This is a genomic window from Agrobacterium sp. CFBP 3001 (genome assembly GCF_027871605.1).
Lineage (GTDB): Bacteria > Pseudomonadota > Alphaproteobacteria > Rhizobiales > Rhizobiaceae > Agrobacterium > Agrobacterium leguminum.
In genome coordinates, this window is sequence record NZ_JAQAHD010000001.1 from 365,761 (window position 1) to 386,304 (window position 20,544).

Consider the following 20,544-nt stretch of genomic DNA (forward strand, 5'->3'; position numbering starts at 1 on the left):
TCTAAAGATGCTCCCGATTATCCGTATTCTGCTCCGCCCGGTCCCGATAAAGTGCGGCGCGTCCCAGCAGCATCAGGGAAACCGGCGTCGTCACCGTCATGAAAATACCGATGAAGATTTCATGGAAGGCGAAGCGGTCGCCGGAGACGGAGAAATAGATGATCGAGGCCATGACGATGCCGCCGGTGCCCCAGCTGGTGCCGAGTGTGGGCGCATGCAGGCGCTCATAGAAGCTGTTGAGCTTGGCAAAGCCGATGGTGCCGATCAGTGTCAGCGAGGCGCCGAGCAGGACGAAGAAGGCCACGGCAATGGCGGCCCAGAGGGGAAATTCGTGCGCCTCGCTCATTCGATCACCTCGCCGCGCATCAGGAATTTGGAAAGGGCGACGGTGGAGACGAAGCCGAGGATGGCGATCAGCAGCGATGCCTCGAAATAGATGTCATTGCCGGTGCGCAGGCCGAAGGTCAAAAGAAGCAGCATGGCATTGACATAAAGCGTATCCATGCCCAGCACGCGGTCCTGCGCGCGCGGGCCAATGGCGATGCGATAGACCGAGATCGCCATGGCGATGGCGAGCATGAACTGCGCCAGCGAAAAGGACCAGAAAAGGATAATCGAACTCATTCGAATATCTCCATCAGCAGTTTTTCATAACGGTTCTTGATAAGGCTTATCCAGGCCGCCTCATCCACATCGTCGAGAACGTGAAGCAGCAGCGTGCCCTGGCTGGAATTATATTCGAGCCATGCGCTTCCCGGCGTCGAGGTCAGGATCGTCGCCAGCACCGCAAGCGCCATCGGGTCGCGAATATCGAGCGGCACGGCCAGGAAGCCGGATTTGCGGTCTCTCTCGCGCTTGAACAGGATGATCTTCACGACCGAGAGATTGGACCTGACGATATCGTAAAGCACGATCAGGATCAGTTGCACGAGCCTGTGCCAGTTGCGGATGCGCGGCTTGGCGGGCCTGAGCGACGCCATCGCCCAGGAGGCGACAAGCGCAACACCGGTGCCGAGCAGCAGATGCCCCGGCGAAAAGCTGTTGATCGTAATCCAGAAGAATATCAGCGAGATTGTCAGCAGCGGGTAGGGCAGGACACGGCTTATCATGGCTCTGCCTCCGGGTTGCTTCCCGCCCGGGGCGCGGAAATAACGCCCTGAATATAGCTTGCCGGCAGGTCGAGAATACGCGCCGTTTCCTGCATGTATCGCATTACCGGTCCTGCCTGCACGGTCATGGCAAGCGTCAGGCCGAGCAGCAGCATCACGGGGGCGATTTCGATGACGAGCACGCGCGGCACAGTGCCTTCGATGGAGGCCCAGAAGGTGCGGATGCCGGCGCGCGTCATCGAGATCAGCGAGGCGAAACCGGCAAAGACGATCAGGAAAACCAGCCACCAGGACAGCGTGGACACGCTGTCATTGGCACCGAGCCCGGAAGGGTTGAGAATGGCGGTCAGCATCGAGAATTTGGCGATGAAGCCCGAAAGCGGCGGCAGGCCGGCCAGAAGAATGCCGCAGGCGGCAAAACAGGCGCCGAGCACCGCCATGGTGGCAGGCATGGTCACGCCGACCTCTTCTTCCTCCTCTTCCTCGTCGCCCTCGCCATAGGCCTCCATGGTCACGGCAAGAACGTTCGCGCCGGCATCCTGCCCACGCTCCACCAGTTCGATCAGCATGAAGAAGGCGCTGATGGTGAGGGTGGAGCTGACCATGTAATAAAGCGCGCCGGCCGCAACCGTGGGATTGCCGGTGCCCATGGCGGCAAGCAGCGTTCCCGACGAGACGAGAACCGAAAAGCCGGCCAGCCGCCCCAGCGCCTGCGACGCCAGAACGCCGATAGCCCCGAAGATGATGGTGGCGATGCCGCCGACCAGCAGGGCATCATGGCCGAAACCGGCCGATTCCCCGGCCGTCTGTCCGAAAAGCAGGAAGGACAGGCGGGCGATGACATAAATGCCGACCTTGCTCATGATGGCGAAGAGCCCGCCCACCGGGGCCGACGCCGCGCCATAGGCAGAGGGCAGCCAGAAATTCAGCGGCCACATGCCGGCCTTGACCAGAAAGGCGATGCCGAGGATGGCCGAGCCGGTTTCCAAGAGCATGCGCTGATCGGGGTTGAGCCCCTCGATGCGATGGGCGAGATCGCCCATGTTCAGCGTGCCGGTAACGCCATAGATGAGGCTGACGCCGATCAGGAAGAACAGGGCGGCGACGAGGTTGATGGCGATATAATGCAGCCCGGCCTTGACGCGCTGCTGGCCGGAACCATGCAGCAGCAGACCGTAGGACGCGGCCAGCATCACTTCGAAGAAGACGAAGAGGTTGAAGAGGTCCCCGGTCAGGAATGCGCCGTTGACGCCCATCAGCATCATCTGGAACAGCGAATGGAAATGCGCGCCCGACCTGTGCCACTTCGCCATCGAATAGATCAAGGATGGAATGGCGAGCAGCGCCGTCAATAGCACCATCAGGCCCGAAAGACGGTCGGCGACGAGCACGATGCCGAAGGGCGCCGGCCAGTTGCCGAGCAGATAGACACCGCTCGACACTACGGCGGCGATCTCGGTATTGACCGTCGAGTTGACCTCGCGGAACAGCAATATGGCGACCACCAGCAACAGTACCGTCGAGGTGAGGCTGATGGCGGCTTTCGCCACGCGCTGGCGCTCGTCGAAGAACAGCAGAAGGGCTGCGGTAATCAGCGGCAGCAGGATAGGCGCGATGACGATGTGGAAGGGGAACGACATCATTTCGTCTCCCTCCCGTCCACATGGTCGGTGCCGGTGAGGCCGCGGGCGGCGAGCAGCACGACAAGGAACAATGCGGTGGTGGCAAAGCCGATGACGATGGCCGTCAGCACCAGCGCCTGCGGCACGGGGTCGGCAAGCGTGGAGCTGTCGACGCCGTTGACCAGCACCGGCGGCGCATTGGTCTTGATGCCGCCGACGCCGAAGATGAAGAGGTTGACGGCGTAAGACAGCAGCGAAAGTCCGACGATGACCTGATAGGTGCGCGGGCGCAGCACCAGCCAGACGCCGGAGCCGGTCATGATGCCGATGCCGATGGCGAGAATGAGTTCCATTACACGTCCTCCGCTTTTGCGGCTTCAGGCGTGCGAACGCGGTAGTTACGCAACGATTGGTGTGCCAGTGCTATCAGGATAAGAACAACGGAGCCGACGACCAGCGAGAAGACGCCGAGGTCGAACAGCAGGGCGGATGCCGTCGGCATTTTGCCGATATAGGGTATCTCCGTATACTGGAAATAAGAGGTCAGGAACGGGTAGCCGAAGTACCAGGAGCCAATACCCGTCGCCGCCGCCATCAAAAGGCCGAAACCCATCCAGCGCAGCGGCAGGATGCGGATGCGGTCCTCCGCCCAGCGTGCCCCGCCGGCAAGATATTGCAGCAGGAAGCCGATGGCCATGGTGATGCCGGCCGCAAAGCCGCCGCCCGGCAGGTCGTGCCCGCGCATGAACAGGAAGATCGAGAAGGTGATGATGACCGGGAACATCCACTGCATCACGATGGACGGCACATAGAGATAGTCGCGGACCGTATCGCCATTGCTGCGGTCTGGCCGTTCGGCATCGAAGGCGTTCTGCATCTGCTGCTGTTCCGGCACCCCGATGCTTTCATGGGCGGGGCGGAAACGGCGAAGCAGCGCAAAGACGGTGAGCGCCACGATGGCCAGCACCGCGATTTCGCCGAAGGTATCGAAGCCACGGAAATCGACGAGGATGACGTTGACGACATTGGTGCCGCCGCCTTCGGTATAGGCGCGTTCGAGGAAATAGGTCGCAATCGCGTTCGGCACAGGCAGCGTCATCACGGCATAGGCGATGACGGACATGCCGATACCGCTGCCTGCGGCGAGCAGGAAGTCGCGGGCGCGGCGCAGCTGCGCCGGCAGCTCATCGCTGCTGTCGACCTTCTCGACGCGTTTCGGCAGCCATCTGAGGCCGAGCAGGATGAGAACCGTGGTGACGATTTCCACCAGCAGCTGGGTGATGGCCAGATCCGGCGCGGAAAGCCAGACGAAGGTGAGGCAGGTGACGAGGCCCGAGACGCCGAGCATGACGAGCGCGGCGAGGCGATGATATTTCGCCTGCCAGGCCGCACCCATGGCCGCGATCATGCCGATCAGCCAGAGAATGGCGAAGATCGGATCGAAGGTCGTGACGCGCGGCAGCGACAGGGAGAATTCCGAAAGGAAGAGAGGCGAGAAACCGGCAAGAAGCGCCACAAGGATAAGAAGCCTCAGCTGCGGCTGCAGACGCCGCGTGCCGAGCGTGCTTTCCAGCCACCGCGCCCATTTCCAGGACACGGTGACGAGAATGCGCTCGAAGATGCGCTGTCCACGCAAATGCCGGAAGACCGGCGGACCGTCGTCGCAGCGCGAGAAATAACCGCCGAGCAGGGCATAGATCGTAACCCCGCCGATCAGCGCCGCGATACTCATGATCAGCGGCAGGTTGAAACCGTGCCAGATCGACAGGCTGTAGACCGGCGTTTGCGCACCAAGCACTGAAAGCACGGCCGAGTGCAGGAACGGGCCGATGGAGAGGCTCGGAACGATACCGACGATCAGGCAGGCGAAGACGAGGAATTCGATGGGGAAACGCATCCAGCGCGGCGGCTCGTGCGGATGCGGGTTCGGCAGATCGACGGGCTTGGGGCCGAAGAAGACCGTATGGATGAAGCGCAGCGAATAGGCGACGGCAAATGCGCCCGACAGCGTCGCGACATAGGGCAGGGCCCGGTCCAGCAGCGAGTCGGCATGGGTTTCGACGGCCTCGGCAAAGAACATTTCCTTGGAAAGGAAGCCGTTGAACAACGGCACGCCGGCCATGGCCGCACTTGCCGCCATGGCGAGCGTCGCGGTTGCGGGCATATAGGTATAAAGCCCGCTTAAGCGCCGCATGTCGCGCGTGCCCGTCTCATGGTCGATGATGCCGGCCGCCATGAAGAGCGAGGCCTTGAAGGTGGCGTGGTTGACCATGTGGAATATGGCCGCCACTGCCGCAAGCGGGCTGCCGAGGCTGAGCAGCGTGGTGATGAGGCCGAGATGGCTGATGGTGGAATAGGCGAGCAGACCCTTGAGGTCCTGCTGGAACATGGCGAAATAGGCGCCGAGCAGCAGGGTTATGATGCCGGCCGCGCCCACCAGCCAGAACCATTCCGGCGTGCCCGCCAGCACGGGCCAGAACCGCGCAAGCAGGAAAACCCCGGCCTTCACCATCGTGGCTGAATGCAGATAGGCGGAAACGGGTGTAGGCGCCGCCATGGCGTTGGGCAGCCAGAAATGGAACGGAAACTGCGCGCTCTTGGTCAGCGCGCCGCCGAGGATGAGGATGAGCGCGGGCACGTAGAGGGAATGGGCGCGGATAGCCGCACCCGCCTCGATGATCCTGTCGAGATCATAGCTTCCCGCCATATGGCCGAGGATCAGCAGGCCCGCCAGCAGGCTGAAGCCGCCGATGCCGGTCACGGTCAGCGCCATGCGTGCGCCGTCGCGCGCACCGGCGTTCTGATGCCAGTAGCCGATCAGCAGGAACGAAAAGATGCTGGTCATTTCCCAGAAGATCGACAGCAGGATGACGTTGCCGGAGAGCACCACGCCAAGCATCGAGCCCATGAAGGCGAGCAGGAAGGCGAAGAAACGGGGAATCGGGTCTTCGGCCGACATATAATAACGCGCGTAGAGCACCACCAGCAGGCCGATGCCGGTAATGAGCATCGTGAAAATCCACGCAAATCCGTCCAGCCGCAGGGTAAAGTTCAGGCCGAGCTGGGGCAGCCATTCCACATCATACTTGAGAACCGCGCCGCCGCTGACGCTCGTATAAAGAAAAATGCTGCTGACAAGGCCGAAAAGGGCGACTGCGCCCGCAACGGAGGCGGGACCGGCGGCCGCACCCTCGCGCGGCATGAAGGCCGTCAGAAGCGCGCCAACGAAGGGCAATGCGACAATGAATGGAAGAATGGTTGCAAGTGTCATATGCGGCGGCGGTTTTCTCTCTGGAATGGGAGCCTACGGCGGGTTTCCGACGACTCCGATCCCTCAAGGTTCGCAATGAACCGAATGATGAGGACCGCCGGAATGACTAATACATAATATGCGGAGGCGCGCGTGGAACCACGCTGGCAAAGTCTCGGAAAGCTTGTGGCACGATGGCAACAGCAACGAACGAGACGTCCGCATTATCCCTGAGGCTTGGCGTGGGTGAGGCAAACGCGTCCAGGCGAAGGCCTGAACCGGCATCGCCGGTCCTGCAGCCGAAATCATTGCCGCTATCGCAATCCTTTTGGCGAAGAGAAAGGGAACGGCCAGGATCGACGCTCTGCAATCGTTCGAGACGGCTGGTTTTGGAAAGGGGCTTGACGCCGGCCGGCGCCTGAAAGCCGATCATGACCAGCAGGCTCGCGACCACGAGACCGATCAACACTTGCGGATGGCGCCTTGAACTGCGGCTTTTCTCCATCCATGGCAAGTTGGCGTCTCCTTGATCGTAAAGGTCTCTTTAAAGCATCACCGTTGAGCGAATATCCTGTTGATTTGTTTTAGGGGAAGCCGGACATGCTTGTCCAGCGCGCATGCGGGAAAAACCGCCCGCAGCGTCCGATTCCTTTTCGTTTTTGCCCGTTTGCGGCAAAGTGAGGGCGGCATTGGCTAAAAGCTTTTACAAATTTTACCGTTTGACGCCGACGCCTGTGTTTCTTAACTTTCAAGCAAGGAATTAACCATAAAGATTGATGGTATTTCCACGGCGGAATGGGGTTCTCTCCCCTTCCAGGCATGACGCCGCACTGCCGTACCGGTGCCGATCCGGTATTTTCGTTTCTTGGTTCAAGAAGGTCTGGCAAGCGTCGATGCCGCATCGTCCGCGATGGGTATGTTCGTTCAAAAATCCCCTTAGGGTGCTGGCGTTCTGAACCTTGGCCAATTTGGCCGGGTTTTACCGGCCGTCATGTTGTTGGGGACGTCGGTTGGGGCAGGATTTGCCATCAGATCAAGCGCGCAGATCGGCAGGCGGAAGCCTGGCGGGACGGTTGCGTTTTGCCGGCCTCGACGAGACGCAATCCGATTTCCTGCGCAGCTATCGCAGCATGCTGGAGCCTTACGTCAAGGCCGGCCTTCGGGACGTGATGACCCGTTTTCAGTCCATGCCGGACTGTTCTCCGTCTTTCGAAAGCGAAAACCAGCTCGACCGGCTGCACGATCTGCAATCCTCGCATTGGAGCGTTCTGACCGATGCGCGTTTCGACGCGCTCTATGCCGAGCGGGTGAAGGTTCTTTCCGACAATGCCAGCCGCATGGGGCTCGATCCGCGCTGGCAGATCGCCAGCCACGCGGTGGTTCTGGAACATCTCGTCGGCGGGCTGGTGGCCGAACACGCGCCGCGCTCCATCCTGCCCGGCAACCGCAAGAAAACCCGTGAACTGGCGGAAGCCGTCAAGAATGTCGTCCGTCTGGTGATGGTCGATACCGAAATCGCTGTCTCGCTGCGCTTCAACGAATTGCGCCTGCGCCATGGCCGCGAACTGGCGGAACAGCGCGACAATGACCGCTCCGAAGCGGCGAAGTTGCTGGGCACAGCGCTGACGGCCTTTGCCGCAGGCGATTTGCAGGCCCGCATCGGCGGCGAAGTGCCGGAAGCCTATCGCGATGTTGCAGCGTCCTTCAATACGGCCCTGGAAACGATTGGCGCATCGCTGATCGCGGCGCAAAACAGCATCGGCGAGGCCGAGGCGCTCGGCGCGCGCTTTGCCGATATGGGCCGCTCCATGGCCGAGCGCTCCCGCCAGCAGGCCGAAGCCCTTGCCGAAACCTCCCGCGCCATCCAGACGATGATCGGGAGCGTTGCTGAAAACGGTGCGCGCATATCGGCCACGGAAACGGCTGTTTCCCGCGCCCGCGAGGCGGCGGTCGAAAGCGGCAAGGCTATCGGCGAGGCGATTGACGCCATGTCGGATATCGAACAATCCGCCGAACAGATCGGCAGGATCATCGGCACGATTGACGAGATCGCTTTTCAGACCAACCTTCTCGCCCTCAATGCCGGCATCGAGGCGGCGCGCGCGGGTGAAAGCGGACGTGGTTTCGCTGTCGTCGCGCAGGAGGTGCGGGCGCTCGCCCAGCGTTCCGCCGACGCTGCAAGGGAGATCAAGAGCCTTGTCGGCACCACCAAGACGCAGGTTGAGGGCGGCGTGCGCATGGTCAACCGCACGCAGGACGCAATCGGCGGTGTCGTCCGGCAGGTCTCTGGCATCAACGACATGATCGCGGAAGTCTCCCGGCATACGGCCGAGCAGGCTGGCGAACTGCAATCGGTTGCCGCCGATATCGGCGAGCAGCAAAGGCAGGCCGGCCGGAACGCCGTCGATATCAGCGCGAGCGCCTCCGAGGCCGATGCGCTTCAAACCGTCATTCTCGAACTCGGCCGCACCATCCGCGAATTCCGCGTTGCCCGTCAGGTACAGGCGAGAGCGGCGTCCGGTGCGGACCGACAGGACACTTCATTTATGGCCCGTGCGGATAATCGCACGGATTACGGCCAGGATTACCAACAATTCAGACGTCAGGGAGTCATGTAATGGCAGCCAGAAAAGCAGCTGAGGCGACGCTGAAACTGTCACCGGTGCTGGATCTCAACGAAGCATCGGCCCTGCACGGCAAGCTGATGACGTTGAGGGGAGCACCTTTGTCGGTAGATGCCTCCGAGGTGGAGCGTATCGGTGCGCTTTGCGCCCAGGTCCTAATGGCCGGCGCGAAATCCTGGGAAGAGGATGGCAAGCCCTTCGGTTTTGCCAGGGTTTCCGATGCATTCGACAAGACGATGAAACTGATAGGCGTCGATATTGACCATTTGCTCCCCAAGGAGATGCAAAAGTGAAGAAAAAAGTTCTTACCGTGGATGATTCCCGGACGATCAGGAACATGCTCCTGGTCACGCTCAACAATGCCGGTTTCGAAACCATTCAGGCTGAAGACGGCATCGAGGGCCTCGAAGTGCTCGAGCAGAGCAACCCGGATGTTATCGTGACGGACATCAACATGCCCCGTCTCGATGGTTTCGGCTTCATCGAGGGTGTACGGCGCAACGAAAAGTATCGTGCGATCCCGATCCTCGTCCTGACGACCGAAAGCGACGCAGAGAAGAAGAACCGCGCCCGTCAGGCCGGTGCGACGGGCTGGATCGTCAAACCGTTCGACCCTGCGAAACTCATCGATGCCATTGAACGCGTAACCGCCTGATACGGGACATTTCACGATGGATATGAACGAAATCAAGGAAATCTTTTTCCAGGAGTGCGAGGAGCAGCTCGCGGAACTGGAATCGGGGCTTCTTAAATTGAATGACGGCGACCGCGATCCGGAAACCGTCAACGCCGTTTTCCGTGCCGTTCATTCCATCAAGGGCGGGGCGGGTGCCTTCGGTCTCGATGATCTCGTGGCCTTCGCCCACGTTTTTGAAACGACCCTCGACTGCGTCCGCTCCAACAAGCTGGAGCCGACACAGGATGTTCTGAAAGTCATGCTGCGCTCCGCCGACGTGCTGGCGGACCTGACCAATGCGGCAAGAGACGGCGGCAGCGTCGATGAAAGCCGCACCCGCGGCCTCGTCAAGGAACTGGAAGCGCTGGCAAACGGCGAAACCGTGCAGGTCTCCGCGCCTGTGGCAGCGCCGGCCGCAGTCAAGGCGCCGCAACCCGTCGCACCCAAGCCGACGGATGAGAGCGGTTTCGAGCCGATCCCGTTCTCCTTCACGGACTTTGCCGACGAAACCACACCGCTGATGGAAGCGCCGTCCTTCCAGATCACCTTCAAGCCGCATGCGTCGCTTTATTCGAAAGGCAACGAGGCGGCACTTCTCCTGCGCGATCTTTCGCGCATCGGCGAAATGAGCATCAATTGCGACATGTCGGAGCTGCCTTCGCTCGACAAGCTCGATCCTGAAGCATCCTATCTTTCCTGGACGGTTTCGATTGCGACCGACAAGGGCGAAGAGGGCATCCGCAGCGTCTTCGAATTTGCCGAATGGGATTGCGATCTGGAAATCGTGCCGGTTGTTTCGGATGCCGCAGACGACGCGGAAGAGCTTCCGATGATCCCGGTGCCGTTCGATCTTTCGGCCCTCGATAGCGGACCGGAAGAGCACCCCGCTGTTGAAACCGCCACGGCTGAAGCGTCCTACGTTGCCGCAGCCGTCGAAACGGCCGTTGCGACGACGCAGATCGCCCAGAGCGTCAATGCCGCCATCGAAAAGCGTGAAGCGGCGGCAGCGCCTGCCGCAGCCCAGGCGAATGCCAACGCTGCCGCCAATGCGAGCGCCGGCCAGACCATCCGCGTCGACCTCGACCGTGTCGACCGCCTGATCAACCTCGTCGGCGAACTCGTCATCAATCAGGCCATGCTGTCGCAGAGCGTCATCGAAAACGATGCGAGCGGCACGTCTGCCGTCAATATGGGCCTCGACGAGTTGCAGCAGCTGACGCGCGAAATTCAGGACAGCGTCATGGCGATCCGCGCGCAGCCGGTGAAGCCGGTGTTCCAGCGCATGTCGCGTATCGTCCGCGAAGTCGCCGACATGATCGGCAAGCAGATCCGTCTCGTCACCGAAGGCGAGAATACGGAAGTCGACAAGACGGTCATCGACAAGCTGGCCGAACCACTGACGCATATGATCCGCAACGCCGTCGACCACGGCATCGAAACACCGGAAAAACGCGAAGCGGCGGGCAAGAACCCGGAAGGCACCATCAAGCTTTCGGCGAAGCACCGTTCGGGCCGTATCCTGATCGAGCTTCAGGACGATGGCGCGGGCATCAACCGCGAGCGCGTTCGCCAGAAGGCAATCGATAACGACCTCATCGCCGCCGATGCGAACCTGACGGATGAAGAGATCGACAATCTGATCTTCGCGCCGGGCTTCTCCACCGCCGACAAGATTTCCGACATTTCCGGCCGCGGCGTTGGCATGGATGTGGTCAAACGCTCCATTCAGGCGCTTGGCGGCCGCATCAGCATCTCCTCGCGCCCCGGCCATGGCTCGACCTTCACCATGAGCCTTCCGCTGACGCTTGCCGTTCTTGACGGCATGGTGGTGACCGTTGCCGGCCAGACGCTGGTGGTGCCGCTGACGGCAATCGTCGAAACCCTGCAGCCGGAAGCGAAGAATATTCATTCCTTCGGCGCGAACCAGCGGCTGATCTCCATCCGCAACTCCTTCTGCCCGCTGGTCGATGTCGGTCGCGTGCTGAACTTCCGCCCGACCCAGGCCGATCCGGTCGAAGGTGTCGCCCTTCTGGTGGAATCGGAAGGCGGCGGCCAGCGCGCCCTGATGGTGGATGCGATCCAGGGCCAGCGCCAGGTTGTCATCAAGTCGTTGGAAGCCAACTATACCCATGTTCCGGGCATTGCCGCCGCCACCATTCTCGGTGACGGACGTGTCGCGCTCATCCTGGATGTCGATGCCATCGTCAGCGCCTCGCGCGGACAGCCCCTGAAGCAGGAAATGTCGCTTGCGGCGACGGGTTGAGAGCGGATCGTTCATGGCAGCACTTAATTTCAGCGATCAGCGCCAGTCTCCCGACGAGGTTCTTGCCAGCGGCGAATACCCGCTGACGAGACGCGACCTGTCGGAAATCGCGGCGATGATCTATGCCGATGCGGGCATCTATCTCAACGACACCAAGGCGTCGCTGGTTTATTCCCGCCTGTCGAAGCATATCCGCAATCTCGGCCTGTCGGGTTTTCGCGAATATTGCGCATTGGTGTCCTCGCCGGATGGCGCGCAGGCGCGGCGCGAAATGCTGTCGCACCTGACGACGAATTTCACCCGCTTCTTCCGCGAGAACCATCATTTCGAACATCTGCGTGACGAGGTCCTGCCGGGCCTCATCGCCCGGGCGAAGAGCGGCGGGCGTGTCCGCATCTGGTCGGCCGCCTGCTCGGACGGGCAGGAGCCCTATTCCATCGCGCTTACCGTGCTTGCCATGTTCCCGAATGCGGCGGATTACGATTTCAAGATCCTGGCGACGGATATCGACCCCAAGATTTTGGCGCAGGCCCGGGCAGGGGTCTATGACGACAATGCGCTCGAAACCGTGTCTCCCGCCATGCGCAAGCAATGGTTCACGGAAGTCGATGCCGGCGGTCGCCGCAAGTTCCGCATCGATGACAAGGTCAAGCGCCTCATCACCTTCAACGAATTGAACCTGATGACGCAATGGCCCTTCAAAGGCAATTTCGACGTCATTTTCTGCCGCAACGTCGTCATCTATTTCGACGAGCCGACGCAGATGCGCATCTGGTCGCGTTTTGCCGGGCTGCTGCCGGAAGGCGGCCATCTTTATATCGGGCATTCCGAACGCGTCTCCGGTGACGCCAAGAACCTGTTCGACAATACGGGCATCACCACCTACCGCTTCACTGGTCACGCTTCGGGGAGGAAGGCATGAGCGCACTCGCACGGGTACTCGTCGTCGATGATAGCCCCACTATGCGCGGCCTGATTTCGGCTGTCCTCAAGGCCGATCCGGAAGTCGAGGTGGTTGGGCAGGCCGGCAACGCCATGGAAGCACGCGCGGCCATCAAGCAGCTCAACCCCGATGTCGTGACGCTCGACATCGAGATGCCGGAAATGAACGGGCTGGAATTTCTCGAAAAGATCATGCGCCTGCGGCCCATGCCGGTCATCATGGTCTCGTCGCTGACCCATCGCGGCGCGGATGCTTCGCTGGCTGCGCTTGAAATCGGCGCCTTCGACTGTGTCGGCAAGCCGGCGCCGGGCGATGCACGCCCCTTTGGCGATCTCGCCGACAAGGTGAAGGCCGCTGCCCGCTCTCAACACGCCGCCTACCGCGCGGCGCGCCCGGAAGCCGCAGCCGTGCCGCAGCCGGTCCCGGTCAGTGAATATCGGGCTGGGCGCAAGGTCGTTGCCATCGGTTCCTCCACGGGCGGTGTCGAAGCGCTGATCGCCGTGCTGCAGAAATTCCCGGCCAATTGCCCGCCGACCGTCATCACCCAGCACATGCCGCCGACCTTCACCAAGAGTTTTGCCGAACGGCTGAACCGCATCTGCGCCCCCGTGGTGGAAGAGGCGACGGACGGTGCACGTCTTCAGACCGGCAAGATCTATCTTGCGCCGGGCGGCGAGCGCCATTTGCAGATCGCCAACCGGTCCGCACCCTGCTGCCGGCTTGTCGAGCGTGATCTCGTCAACGGCCATCGCCCCTCCGTCGATGTGCTGTTCGATTCGGTGGCCGAGCTTGCCGGCCGTAACGCCGTCGGCGTCATTTTGACCGGCATGGGCCGCGATGGCGCAGCCGGGCTGTTGAAGATGCGTCATGCCGGCGCGCGCACCGTCGGCCAGAACGAAAAAACATGTGTCGTCTACGGCATGCCCCGCGTGGCCTATGAACTTGGTGCCGTGGAACAGCAACTCCCGCTGGCCTCCATCGGCGAAGAAATCCTGAAACTAACCACTGCCCGTAAAGAAGGTGCTGACTAATGTCTCTCGCAGAAAAGATCAAAGTTCTGATCGTCGACGATCAGGTGACCAGCCGGCTGCTCCTCAGCGATGCGCTGACACAGCTCGGCTTCAAGCAGATCACCGCCGCCGGTGACGGCGAGCAGGGAATGAAGATCATGGAGCAGCAGCCCCATCATCTCGTCATTTCCGATTTCAACATGCCGAAGATGGACGGTCTCGGTTTCCTGCACGCCGTCAGGGCTAACCCGACAACCAAGAAGGCCGCCTTCATCATCCTCACCGCGCAGGGCGACCGCGCGCTGGTGCAGAAGGCAGCCCAGCTCGGCGCCAACAACGTGCTGGCCAAGCCCTTCACGATCGACAAAATGCGCGCTGCCATCGAGGCGGTTTTCGGATCGCTGAAATGATTGAAGCTGCGGCCAAGCGCGTACATATCATTCAGGGCGAGTATAAGGTCGTCAGCGATCCCGATGTGGTGCTGACGACGATACTCGGTTCGTGCGTGGCCGCCTGTCTGAGAGACCCCGTTGCCGGCCTGGGAGGCATGAATCACTTCCTGCTGCCGGGAACGGGAAATGTGACCGGCGGAGATGCCACGCGTTACGGCGTGCATCTCATGGAGCTCCTGATCAACGGCCTCCTGAAGCAGGGGGCGCGGCGCGACCGGCTGGAAGCCAAGGTTTTCGGCGGCGCAAAGACGATTGCCAGCTTCTCCAATGTCGGTGAGCAGAATGCCATCTTCGCCATGCAGTTTCTGAAGGATGAAGGTATTCCGGTCTTGAGCTCCTCCACGGGCGGAGACCACGGCCGAAAGATCGAATTCTGGCCGGTCTCCGGGCGTGCACGTCAGCATCCGCTCAGCGGCGCGGAAACCCAGAAGACGGTTGCCATGGAAACGCGTCCGGTGCCGGCCCCCAAGCCAGTCGCCAACGACATCGAATTTTTCTAGTCACGGAGTTTCCAATGCAGCTTGCAGAGCACACCGCCGCCACTCCGTTCGAAGAAGCCCTGCCGGACGTTCTGATGCGCGTGGTATCGGAACTGCACGACGTCGCCTATCTCATCGAGCGCATCGAGCCGCAATTGCTTGAAGTGACCAGCGGTCAATTGTCCAGTGAAGGCGTCAAGCTGTTGCAGGGCATCGACCTTGCCGTCCAGAAAACCCGCGGCCTTGCGGAATTCATCGATACCATCACCGGTTCCATCCCCGGAGACTGGATCGTGGATGTTTCCACCGCCCTAAGCCTCGTCAAGCTGGCCGAAATGCAGAAGGCGCTCGGCGCGGCCTTCCGCCATGGCCATTCCCAGCCGCTCGACAAGGCATCGGGCGACTTCGACCTCTTCTAGAACTATTTCGGCCAGCGTTGCCGTCCTTCGCGGAATGCGGAGAAAGGCAACGCTCGCGCAAGCTTCGCACCCTATTGTCACGACGGGGCCAAAAGGTCTCGGACTCTATGAATGACGGTGCGGAACAGAATGAATCTGTTAAATCAAATCCCTCAGGTCTTAAAGAATGTCGCGGCGCTGGGGCAGACACGGCTGCTGATGCTGGGCGGCGTGGGCGTTGTGTCCATGGCCATCATCCTTGCCGCAGCTCTTTACGTGAACCGTCCCGCTTACGAGACCCTCTACGTGGGGCTTGAAAAAAGCGACCTTAACAAGATCAGCATTGCGCTTGCCGAATCGGGTCTGGACTTTCAGGTGGGGACCGATGGTTCCAGCCTTCAGGTTCCCGTCGGCCTCACCAGCAAGGCAAGATTGCTTCTGGCTGAGCGCGGCCTGCCCGACAGCGCCAATGCCGGTTATGAGCTTTTCGACAATGTCGGCTCTCTCGGCCTGACCTCCTTCATGCAGGAAGTGACGCGCGTTCGCGCCCTTGAGGGCGAGATCGGCCGCTCCATCCAGCAGATTGACGGCATTGCGGCCGCACGCGTCCATATCGTCATGCCTGACGTCGGCAATTTCCGCCGTGGCGAACAGAAGCCCACCGCATCGGTGATGATTCGCGCCAGTGCTTCGGCCGGCCGCAAGGCGTCCGCATCCATCCGCCACCTCGTCGCCTCGGCCGTTCCCGGCCTTGAAGTCGATGATGTGACCCTGCTTGATTCGACCGGCCAGCTTCTCGCTTCCGGCGATGATGTCACCAATGCAGCCATGAACCGCTCATTGACGCTGGCGCAGAATGTGCAGCAGGAAATCGAAACCAATATCGACAAGGCGCTGGCGCCTTTCCTCGGCATGGACAATTTCCGCTCCAGCGTCACGGCGCAGCTCAATACCGACAGCCGTCAGATTCAGGAAACCGTCTACGATCCGGAATCGCGCGTTGAGCGCTCCGTGCGCACGGTGAAGGAAGACCAGAAGTCCCAGGAAACGCAGCCGGACACGGCCGCGACCGTGGAACAGAACGTACCGCAGGCAGCACCCCAGGGCGGCGGCGGCGGTCCGCAGTCCTCCGACCAGTCGGCCAAGAAGGAAGAGCAGACCAATTACGAGATCAATTCCAAGACGGTAGCCACGGTCAAGAACGGCTACACTGTCGAGAAGATTTCGGTCGCGGTCGTCGTCAACAAGGGCCGGATCGCCAAGATGGTCGGCGAGCCCGCCGATCAGGCGAAGATCGACGCCTATCTTGCCGAAATGCAGAAGATCGTCACTTCGGCGGCAGGCATTTCCTCCGACCGTGGCGACATCGTCTCGCTGACGGCGATGGACTTCCTCGAAACGCAATTGCTGGATGAGGCCGCAACCGGCCCGGGCATCATGGAAGTGCTGAGCCGCAATTCCGCCGGCATCATCAACTCGCTCGCCTTTGTCGCGGTTGCCTTCCTTGTCGTCTGGCTCGGCGTACGCCCTCTGGTCCGCACGGTGACCGGCAACGGTGCCGCCGCAGGCCAGCTCAGCCAGGAGGCCGCCGGTCTCGAACTGCCGGATTTCTCTCCCGGCATGGATGCGGGCGCAGGCGGTCTCATGGAAGGTTTCGGGGCGGATTTCGGCTTCGACAGCACCGACGACCTTCTGGCGGGCGGCGATGGCGAGGGCACATTCAACCGCCGGGTTCGCGAAGGACCGGAACGCAGGCTCTCCCGCATGGTGGAAATCAGCGAGGAAAGGGCCGCCAAGATCCTGCGCAAATGGGCGGTGGAAAAAGCAGCATAATATCGAAAAGGCCGGTTTTACCCGGCCTTTTTTCCGTTTTTGGGCTTTTCACTATGCTTGGCGGGCGAGCCGTGGCAGTCTCGTTTCAGGACAGTGTTTACAAAAAATTCAGCAACGATACAGTTTGCTGGGAATTGGCTGAGAATGCCGTTTATGGATTGAACAGCTTTTCAGTATGTTTTTTTAGTAATAGACGAGCAGGGAAATACGTGGAAAGGCTGGTGTCAGGTAATGGCAAATCCCAGTCCGTTCCATAAAATGAAGTGATTCGGTCTCCGGGGGCTTGCCGTCCCATTTTGGTAAGCTTCTCGAATGGAATGATTCCATCCCGAGGTATAATCTCCCACTGGGAGCAAGAGGGCGTAGGCGATTGAAAGTCGATGTTGATATCCGCAGGCTATCTGCCAAGCCTATGGAGGGCATGGGTAAACCCTTGCCGCGCGATCAGCTTGCTAAAAACGTCGCAGCCACGGCTGCTGCCGGTAACGTTGCAGGCGCATTGGATCTGCTCGTAACCTACGCTGGCGCCTCGCATTATCTGCTGGCGCGGGATGATCTTCTCGAAGAAACCGGACTGAAATTCATCGTCACCTCCGACTGGCCTTTTGATCTGGTCCGCAGGCTTGGTGTCGAACTGGCCAACAGCCAGAACAGATCGAGCGAAATGGAGAAATGCCTTTCGCTTCTGCAGCCGCGGCTGCTCTTCCTTCCCGACGATGTTTCGGTTCCCTACGGCATAGACCGGCAATATTCGGCGCTGTCTTTCTGCGTGGGGCGCATCCGGCTTTCGCTGCTGCTGCTGTTTCCCGAAGAAGCGGTGCCTTCGCCGGAAAGGCTGCGCGAAATCGCTTTGCTGACGGGCTATTGCGTCAGCTTCGGCATTGCCAGCGAAGCAAAAACCGTGCGCGATATCGATCTCACGGAGCGCGAGCTCGAATGCCTGTTCTGGATCGCGGAAGGCAAGACGAGCGATGAAATTGCGATGATCCTTGGCATTTCGCGCAATACGATCAATAATTACATTACAAGCGTGATGCGTAAAACCGCGACGAAAACCCGCTCGGAGGCAATTGCCTACGCCGTGCGCAACAACCTCGTATAATGGTCGGACGGATGGTACAGACGAAAGACAATGAGGGTTCAGGTCAGACTGGCATGTTTTACCGCAGCCCTGTCGTGACGAGCCGGTCGGATCTTTTTCCGAAGCTCGTCGCCATGCAGAAGCTGGTCGGCGCGCGAAATTTCGTGGTGACGAAGGCTGCGGCTTCCGGTTTCCCGAACAAGAAGAAGCTGACCTGCGAGCTGGAAAACTGGGGCATGAATGCCGCAGAGCAGAGCGCGCAGTTCATCCGCGCCGTCGGCGACATTCTTCTCGATCATATCGAGACATCGCTCCTGCCGGTCATCTGGCGCAACAAGAATGCCGGCGGCTTTGCCGATCTTCCCGATGTGCCCGCACTTCTGCGCCGTATCGAGAACGACACATTGCCCTATGCGGGGCTGGCGCTCCCGGTGCGGCTCGGCACCATCGGCAACGGTTACATTGTGTTCTGCGGCACCAACCTCGTTCTCGACAATGAGGTCGTGATCGAACAGCACATCAAATGCTGCGAGATCATGGTGGACATGCTGGCGCTGGACGAGCGCAAGGCGGCGCCTTCCGAGGCGCTGAGCGAGAGGGAAATCGCCTGCCTGCAACTGGCGGGGGACGGCCGTATCAGCGAAGAAATCGCGGTAAAGCTCGGGCTTTCCGTGCACACCGTCAACGCCTATCTCGGTTCGGCGACGATCAAGCTCGATTCCGTCAACCGTATCCAGGCGATCGCCAAGGCCATCCGGCTCGGTTATATCCACTGATGGCGGACGGGTTTTCCCGTCCCTCATAAGCCGGCCGGCTTGTGCCCCCCTAAAAGGCGCTATCGACGCTTCGCGTTTTTTTAACAGTTGCCTACTAGAACTTTTATAAGTTTGGCTTTGGGGAACTGTTTCATGCACAACCGGCTCTTTAAGTCCGTTGCCGGCAAGGTCGTCGCGTTGACGATCGGCCTGATCACGCTCAGCGTGGCGGCAGTTGGTTTTTCGACCTACATTCGCTTGAAGGACAACATCATCACCACCGCGCTGCGTGATACGCACAGCGCAATGCGCAGCATGGCGATCCTTTACGAACTGAAGGTCGGCGGCGTCGCCCTCGAAATGGTGGATGGGGACCTCAAAAGTGTGGGTCGCGCCAGCATCGGAACGATGCGCGACAATGATCTCGTCGACCGCACCGCAGCCGGTAACGGCGGTATTTCTACCGTGTTTGAAGCCAAGGGCGGCGAGTTCATTCGCATGACCACCAATCTGAAGAACGAAAAGGGCGAGAGAGCAGCCGGCACCAAGCTTGCTACCGATCATCCCGCTTTTGCGAAAGTCTCCAAGGGTGAGGCCTATTTTGGCACCGCCACGCTGTTCGGCACCAGCTACATGACCGGTTATATGCCAGTTACGAACAAGACCGGCGCAACCGTCGGCATCCTGTTCGTGGGCGTTCCCATGGATGTCTACGATGCGCAGATATACAGCCTGCGCGACATGATGCTGATCTGCGGCGCGCTCGCCATGCTCGGCGTCGGATTGCTCGCCTATTTCGTCATCAAGCGCACGCTTCAGCCGCTTGGCAAGCTGACCGATGCGGTGAAGTCCCTTTCGGACGGCAATCTCGACACGCCGATCCCATATGCCACCAACACCAATGAATTCGGCAACATCGCCCGCGCGCTGGTGATTTTCCGCGAGAATGCGATCGAGAAACTGGCGATTGAGGGCAAAAGCGCCGAGGAACGCTCCGCCGCCGAGTCCGAACGTCACCGCAACGACGCCGAGAAACAGGAGCTCGACGGGCAGATCGAGTTTGCGGTCAGCGAGATTGCTTCCGGCCTCGGCAGGCTCTCGCGTGGCGATCTGAGCCGCACGATCGAGACTCCTTTCGCTGGTCGTCTTGATCGTCTGCGCACGGATTTCAACGAATCTCTTCTCAACCTGCGCGATGCGCTGGGGCAGATCCGCGAGCGCACGCTCATCATCCAGCATAGCGGCTTTGAAATCGAGCAATCGTCGGTCGATCTGTCGAAGCGCACCGAAAATCAGGCCGCCTCGCTGGAAGAGACCGCCGCCGCCGTGGACGAAATCACCGTCACGGTCAGATCGTCGGCTGAACGGGCGCGGGAGGCCAATGAGGCCGTGCGCATCACCAAGCAGAGCGCCGACAGTTCCGGTTCGGTCGTCAGCAACGCCGTCGACGCCATGGGCCGCATCGAAGACGCCTCGCGCAAGATCGAGCAGATCATCGAGGTCATCGACGACATCGCCTTCCAGACCAACCTCCTAGCCCTGAATGCGGGCATTGAGGCGGCGCGCGCGGGTGAGGCGGGCAAGGGTTTCGCTGTGGTGGCGCAGGAAGTGCGCGAGCTTGCCCAGCGCTCCGCCGACGCGGCCCGCGAGATCAAGCAGCTCATCAACCAGTCGACGCATGAGGTCAGCTCCGGCTCGAAGCTGGTGCAGGAGGCGGGCACGGTTCTTTCCGCCATCAGCCAGCAGATCGTTACCGTCAGCCAGCATGTCGAAACCATCGCGACGGCCACGCAGGACCAGTCCTCCGCGCTTCATAACGTCAACAGCTCCGTCAACCAGATGGACCAGATGACGCAGCAGAATGCGGCGCTTGCCGAACAGTCGAGCGCGGCCAGCCGGGTGCTTTCCGGCGAGGTGGAAGCGCTGCTCGATCTGGTGCAGCGGTTCCAGATGGAGCAGGGTTCGGCGACCGGCAGGGATCGCTACAATCAGGCGGCCTGATAGGTCTGTTTTTTGAAGGTCAAAACCGCTCCCGGATCGCAAGGTCCG

The 20,544-nt window shown here is 60.7% G+C and carries 20 protein-coding genes; 13 read left to right on the forward strand and 7 right to left on the reverse strand.

Going from position 1 to position 20,544, the window contains the following annotated elements:
- Position 1: 1 nt before the first annotated feature.
- The 7 genes from mnhG to PH605_RS01840 all read right to left on the reverse strand — a co-directional run bounded on the left by mnhG (position 2) and on the right by PH605_RS01840 (position 6,486).
- Complete coding sequence (gene mnhG, locus PH605_RS01810; RefSeq protein WP_142844039.1) at positions 2–346, reverse strand: monovalent cation/H(+) antiporter subunit G; 345 nt, start codon at positions 344–346, stop codon at positions 2–4.
- Positions 343–624: a K+/H+ antiporter subunit F gene (locus tag PH605_RS01815; protein WP_078051276.1), complete on the reverse strand. Its 282-nt coding sequence runs from the start codon at positions 622–624 to the stop codon at positions 343–345. The genes mnhG and PH605_RS01815 overlap by 4 nt, the downstream gene beginning before the upstream one ends.
- Positions 621–1,109, reverse strand: coding sequence for a Na+/H+ antiporter subunit E (locus PH605_RS01820; protein ID WP_161987688.1), 489 nt, complete (start codon positions 1,107–1,109; stop codon positions 621–623). The genes PH605_RS01815 and PH605_RS01820 overlap by 4 nt, the downstream gene beginning before the upstream one ends.
- Positions 1,106–2,752 (reverse strand): monovalent cation/H+ antiporter subunit D, encoded by a 1,647-nt coding sequence (locus PH605_RS01825; RefSeq protein WP_035239397.1) that lies wholly within the window; start codon positions 2,750–2,752, stop codon positions 1,106–1,108. The genes PH605_RS01820 and PH605_RS01825 overlap by 4 nt, the downstream gene beginning before the upstream one ends.
- Complete coding sequence (locus tag PH605_RS01830) at positions 2,749–3,084, reverse strand: Na+/H+ antiporter subunit C (RefSeq protein ID WP_020810384.1); 336 nt, start codon at positions 3,082–3,084, stop codon at positions 2,749–2,751. The genes PH605_RS01825 and PH605_RS01830 overlap by 4 nt, the downstream gene beginning before the upstream one ends.
- A complete protein-coding gene (locus PH605_RS01835) occupies positions 3,084–6,002 on the reverse strand; it encodes a monovalent cation/H+ antiporter subunit A (RefSeq protein ID WP_142844038.1) in 2,919 nt (972 codons plus the stop codon). Before PH605_RS01835 ends, PH605_RS01830 begins: the two co-directional genes overlap by 1 nt.
- 106 nt (positions 6,003–6,108) lie before the next feature.
- Positions 6,109–6,486 (reverse strand): hypothetical protein, encoded by a 378-nt coding sequence (locus PH605_RS01840; protein ID WP_065654481.1) that lies wholly within the window; start codon positions 6,484–6,486, stop codon positions 6,109–6,111.
- A 505-nt stretch (positions 6,487–6,991) separates the two neighbouring features.
- On the opposite strand from PH605_RS01840, the gene PH605_RS01845 reads away from it, so the two are divergent.
- The 13 genes from PH605_RS01845 (at position 6,992) to PH605_RS01905 (ending at position 20,496) form a co-directional block, all read left to right on the forward strand.
- Positions 6,992–8,599: a globin-coupled sensor protein gene (locus PH605_RS01845; protein WP_271192669.1), complete on the forward strand. Its 1,608-nt coding sequence runs from the start codon at positions 6,992–6,994 to the stop codon at positions 8,597–8,599.
- Complete coding sequence (locus PH605_RS01850; RefSeq protein WP_003503483.1) at positions 8,599–8,898, forward strand: STAS domain-containing protein; 300 nt, start codon at positions 8,599–8,601, stop codon at positions 8,896–8,898. The genes PH605_RS01845 and PH605_RS01850 overlap by 1 nt, the downstream gene beginning before the upstream one ends.
- Entirely contained in the window at positions 8,895–9,260 is a 366-nt protein-coding gene (cheY1, locus tag PH605_RS01855) for a chemotaxis response regulator CheY1 (RefSeq protein WP_003493773.1), read from the forward strand. The genes PH605_RS01850 and cheY1 overlap by 4 nt, the downstream gene beginning before the upstream one ends.
- A gap of 16 nt (positions 9,261–9,276) precedes the next feature.
- Positions 9,277–11,544 (forward strand): chemotaxis protein CheA, encoded by a 2,268-nt coding sequence (locus PH605_RS01860; protein ID WP_142844036.1) that lies wholly within the window; start codon positions 9,277–9,279, stop codon positions 11,542–11,544.
- Positions 11,545–11,557: 13 nt separating this feature from the next.
- A complete protein-coding gene (gene cheR, locus PH605_RS01865) occupies positions 11,558–12,466 on the forward strand; it encodes a protein-glutamate O-methyltransferase CheR (protein ID WP_003522764.1) in 909 nt (302 codons plus the stop codon).
- The gene (cheB, locus tag PH605_RS01870) at positions 12,463–13,518 is read left to right on the forward strand and encodes a protein-glutamate O-methylesterase CheB (protein WP_142844035.1); all 1,056 of its coding nucleotides are present in this window, start codon (positions 12,463–12,465) and stop codon (positions 13,516–13,518) included. The genes cheR and cheB overlap by 4 nt, the downstream gene beginning before the upstream one ends.
- Positions 13,518–13,907, forward strand: coding sequence for a chemotaxis response regulator CheY2 (gene cheY2 / locus PH605_RS01875; protein WP_003503467.1), 390 nt, complete (start codon positions 13,518–13,520; stop codon positions 13,905–13,907). Before cheB ends, cheY2 begins: the two co-directional genes overlap by 1 nt.
- Positions 13,904–14,449 carry a chemoreceptor glutamine deamidase CheD gene (gene cheD / locus PH605_RS01880; protein ID WP_003522762.1) on the forward strand — a complete coding sequence of 182 codons (546 nt, stop codon included), beginning with the start codon at positions 13,904–13,906 and terminating at the stop codon, positions 14,447–14,449. The genes cheY2 and cheD overlap by 4 nt, the downstream gene beginning before the upstream one ends.
- A 14-nt stretch (positions 14,450–14,463) precedes the next feature.
- Complete coding sequence (gene cheT / locus PH605_RS01885; RefSeq protein WP_035262798.1) at positions 14,464–14,847, forward strand: chemotaxis protein CheT; 384 nt, start codon at positions 14,464–14,466, stop codon at positions 14,845–14,847.
- A gap of 129 nt (positions 14,848–14,976) precedes the next feature.
- Positions 14,977–16,659, forward strand: a complete 1,683-nt coding sequence (fliF, locus tag PH605_RS01890; protein WP_035262795.1) for a flagellar basal-body MS-ring/collar protein FliF — start codon at positions 14,977–14,979, stop codon at positions 16,657–16,659.
- Positions 16,660–17,029: 370 nt separating this feature from the next.
- Positions 17,030–17,761, forward strand: coding sequence for a transcriptional regulator VisN (visN, locus tag PH605_RS01895; protein WP_065654475.1), 732 nt, complete (start codon positions 17,030–17,032; stop codon positions 17,759–17,761).
- A gap of 53 nt (positions 17,762–17,814) precedes the next feature.
- Positions 17,815–18,516, forward strand: a complete 702-nt coding sequence (gene visR / locus PH605_RS01900; RefSeq protein ID WP_003522758.1) for a transcriptional regulator VisR — start codon at positions 17,815–17,817, stop codon at positions 18,514–18,516.
- A 132-nt stretch (positions 18,517–18,648) separates the two neighbouring features.
- Positions 18,649–20,496: a methyl-accepting chemotaxis protein gene (locus tag PH605_RS01905; protein ID WP_078051270.1), complete on the forward strand. Its 1,848-nt coding sequence runs from the start codon at positions 18,649–18,651 to the stop codon at positions 20,494–20,496.
- The last annotated feature ends 48 nt before the right edge of the window (positions 20,497–20,544 follow it).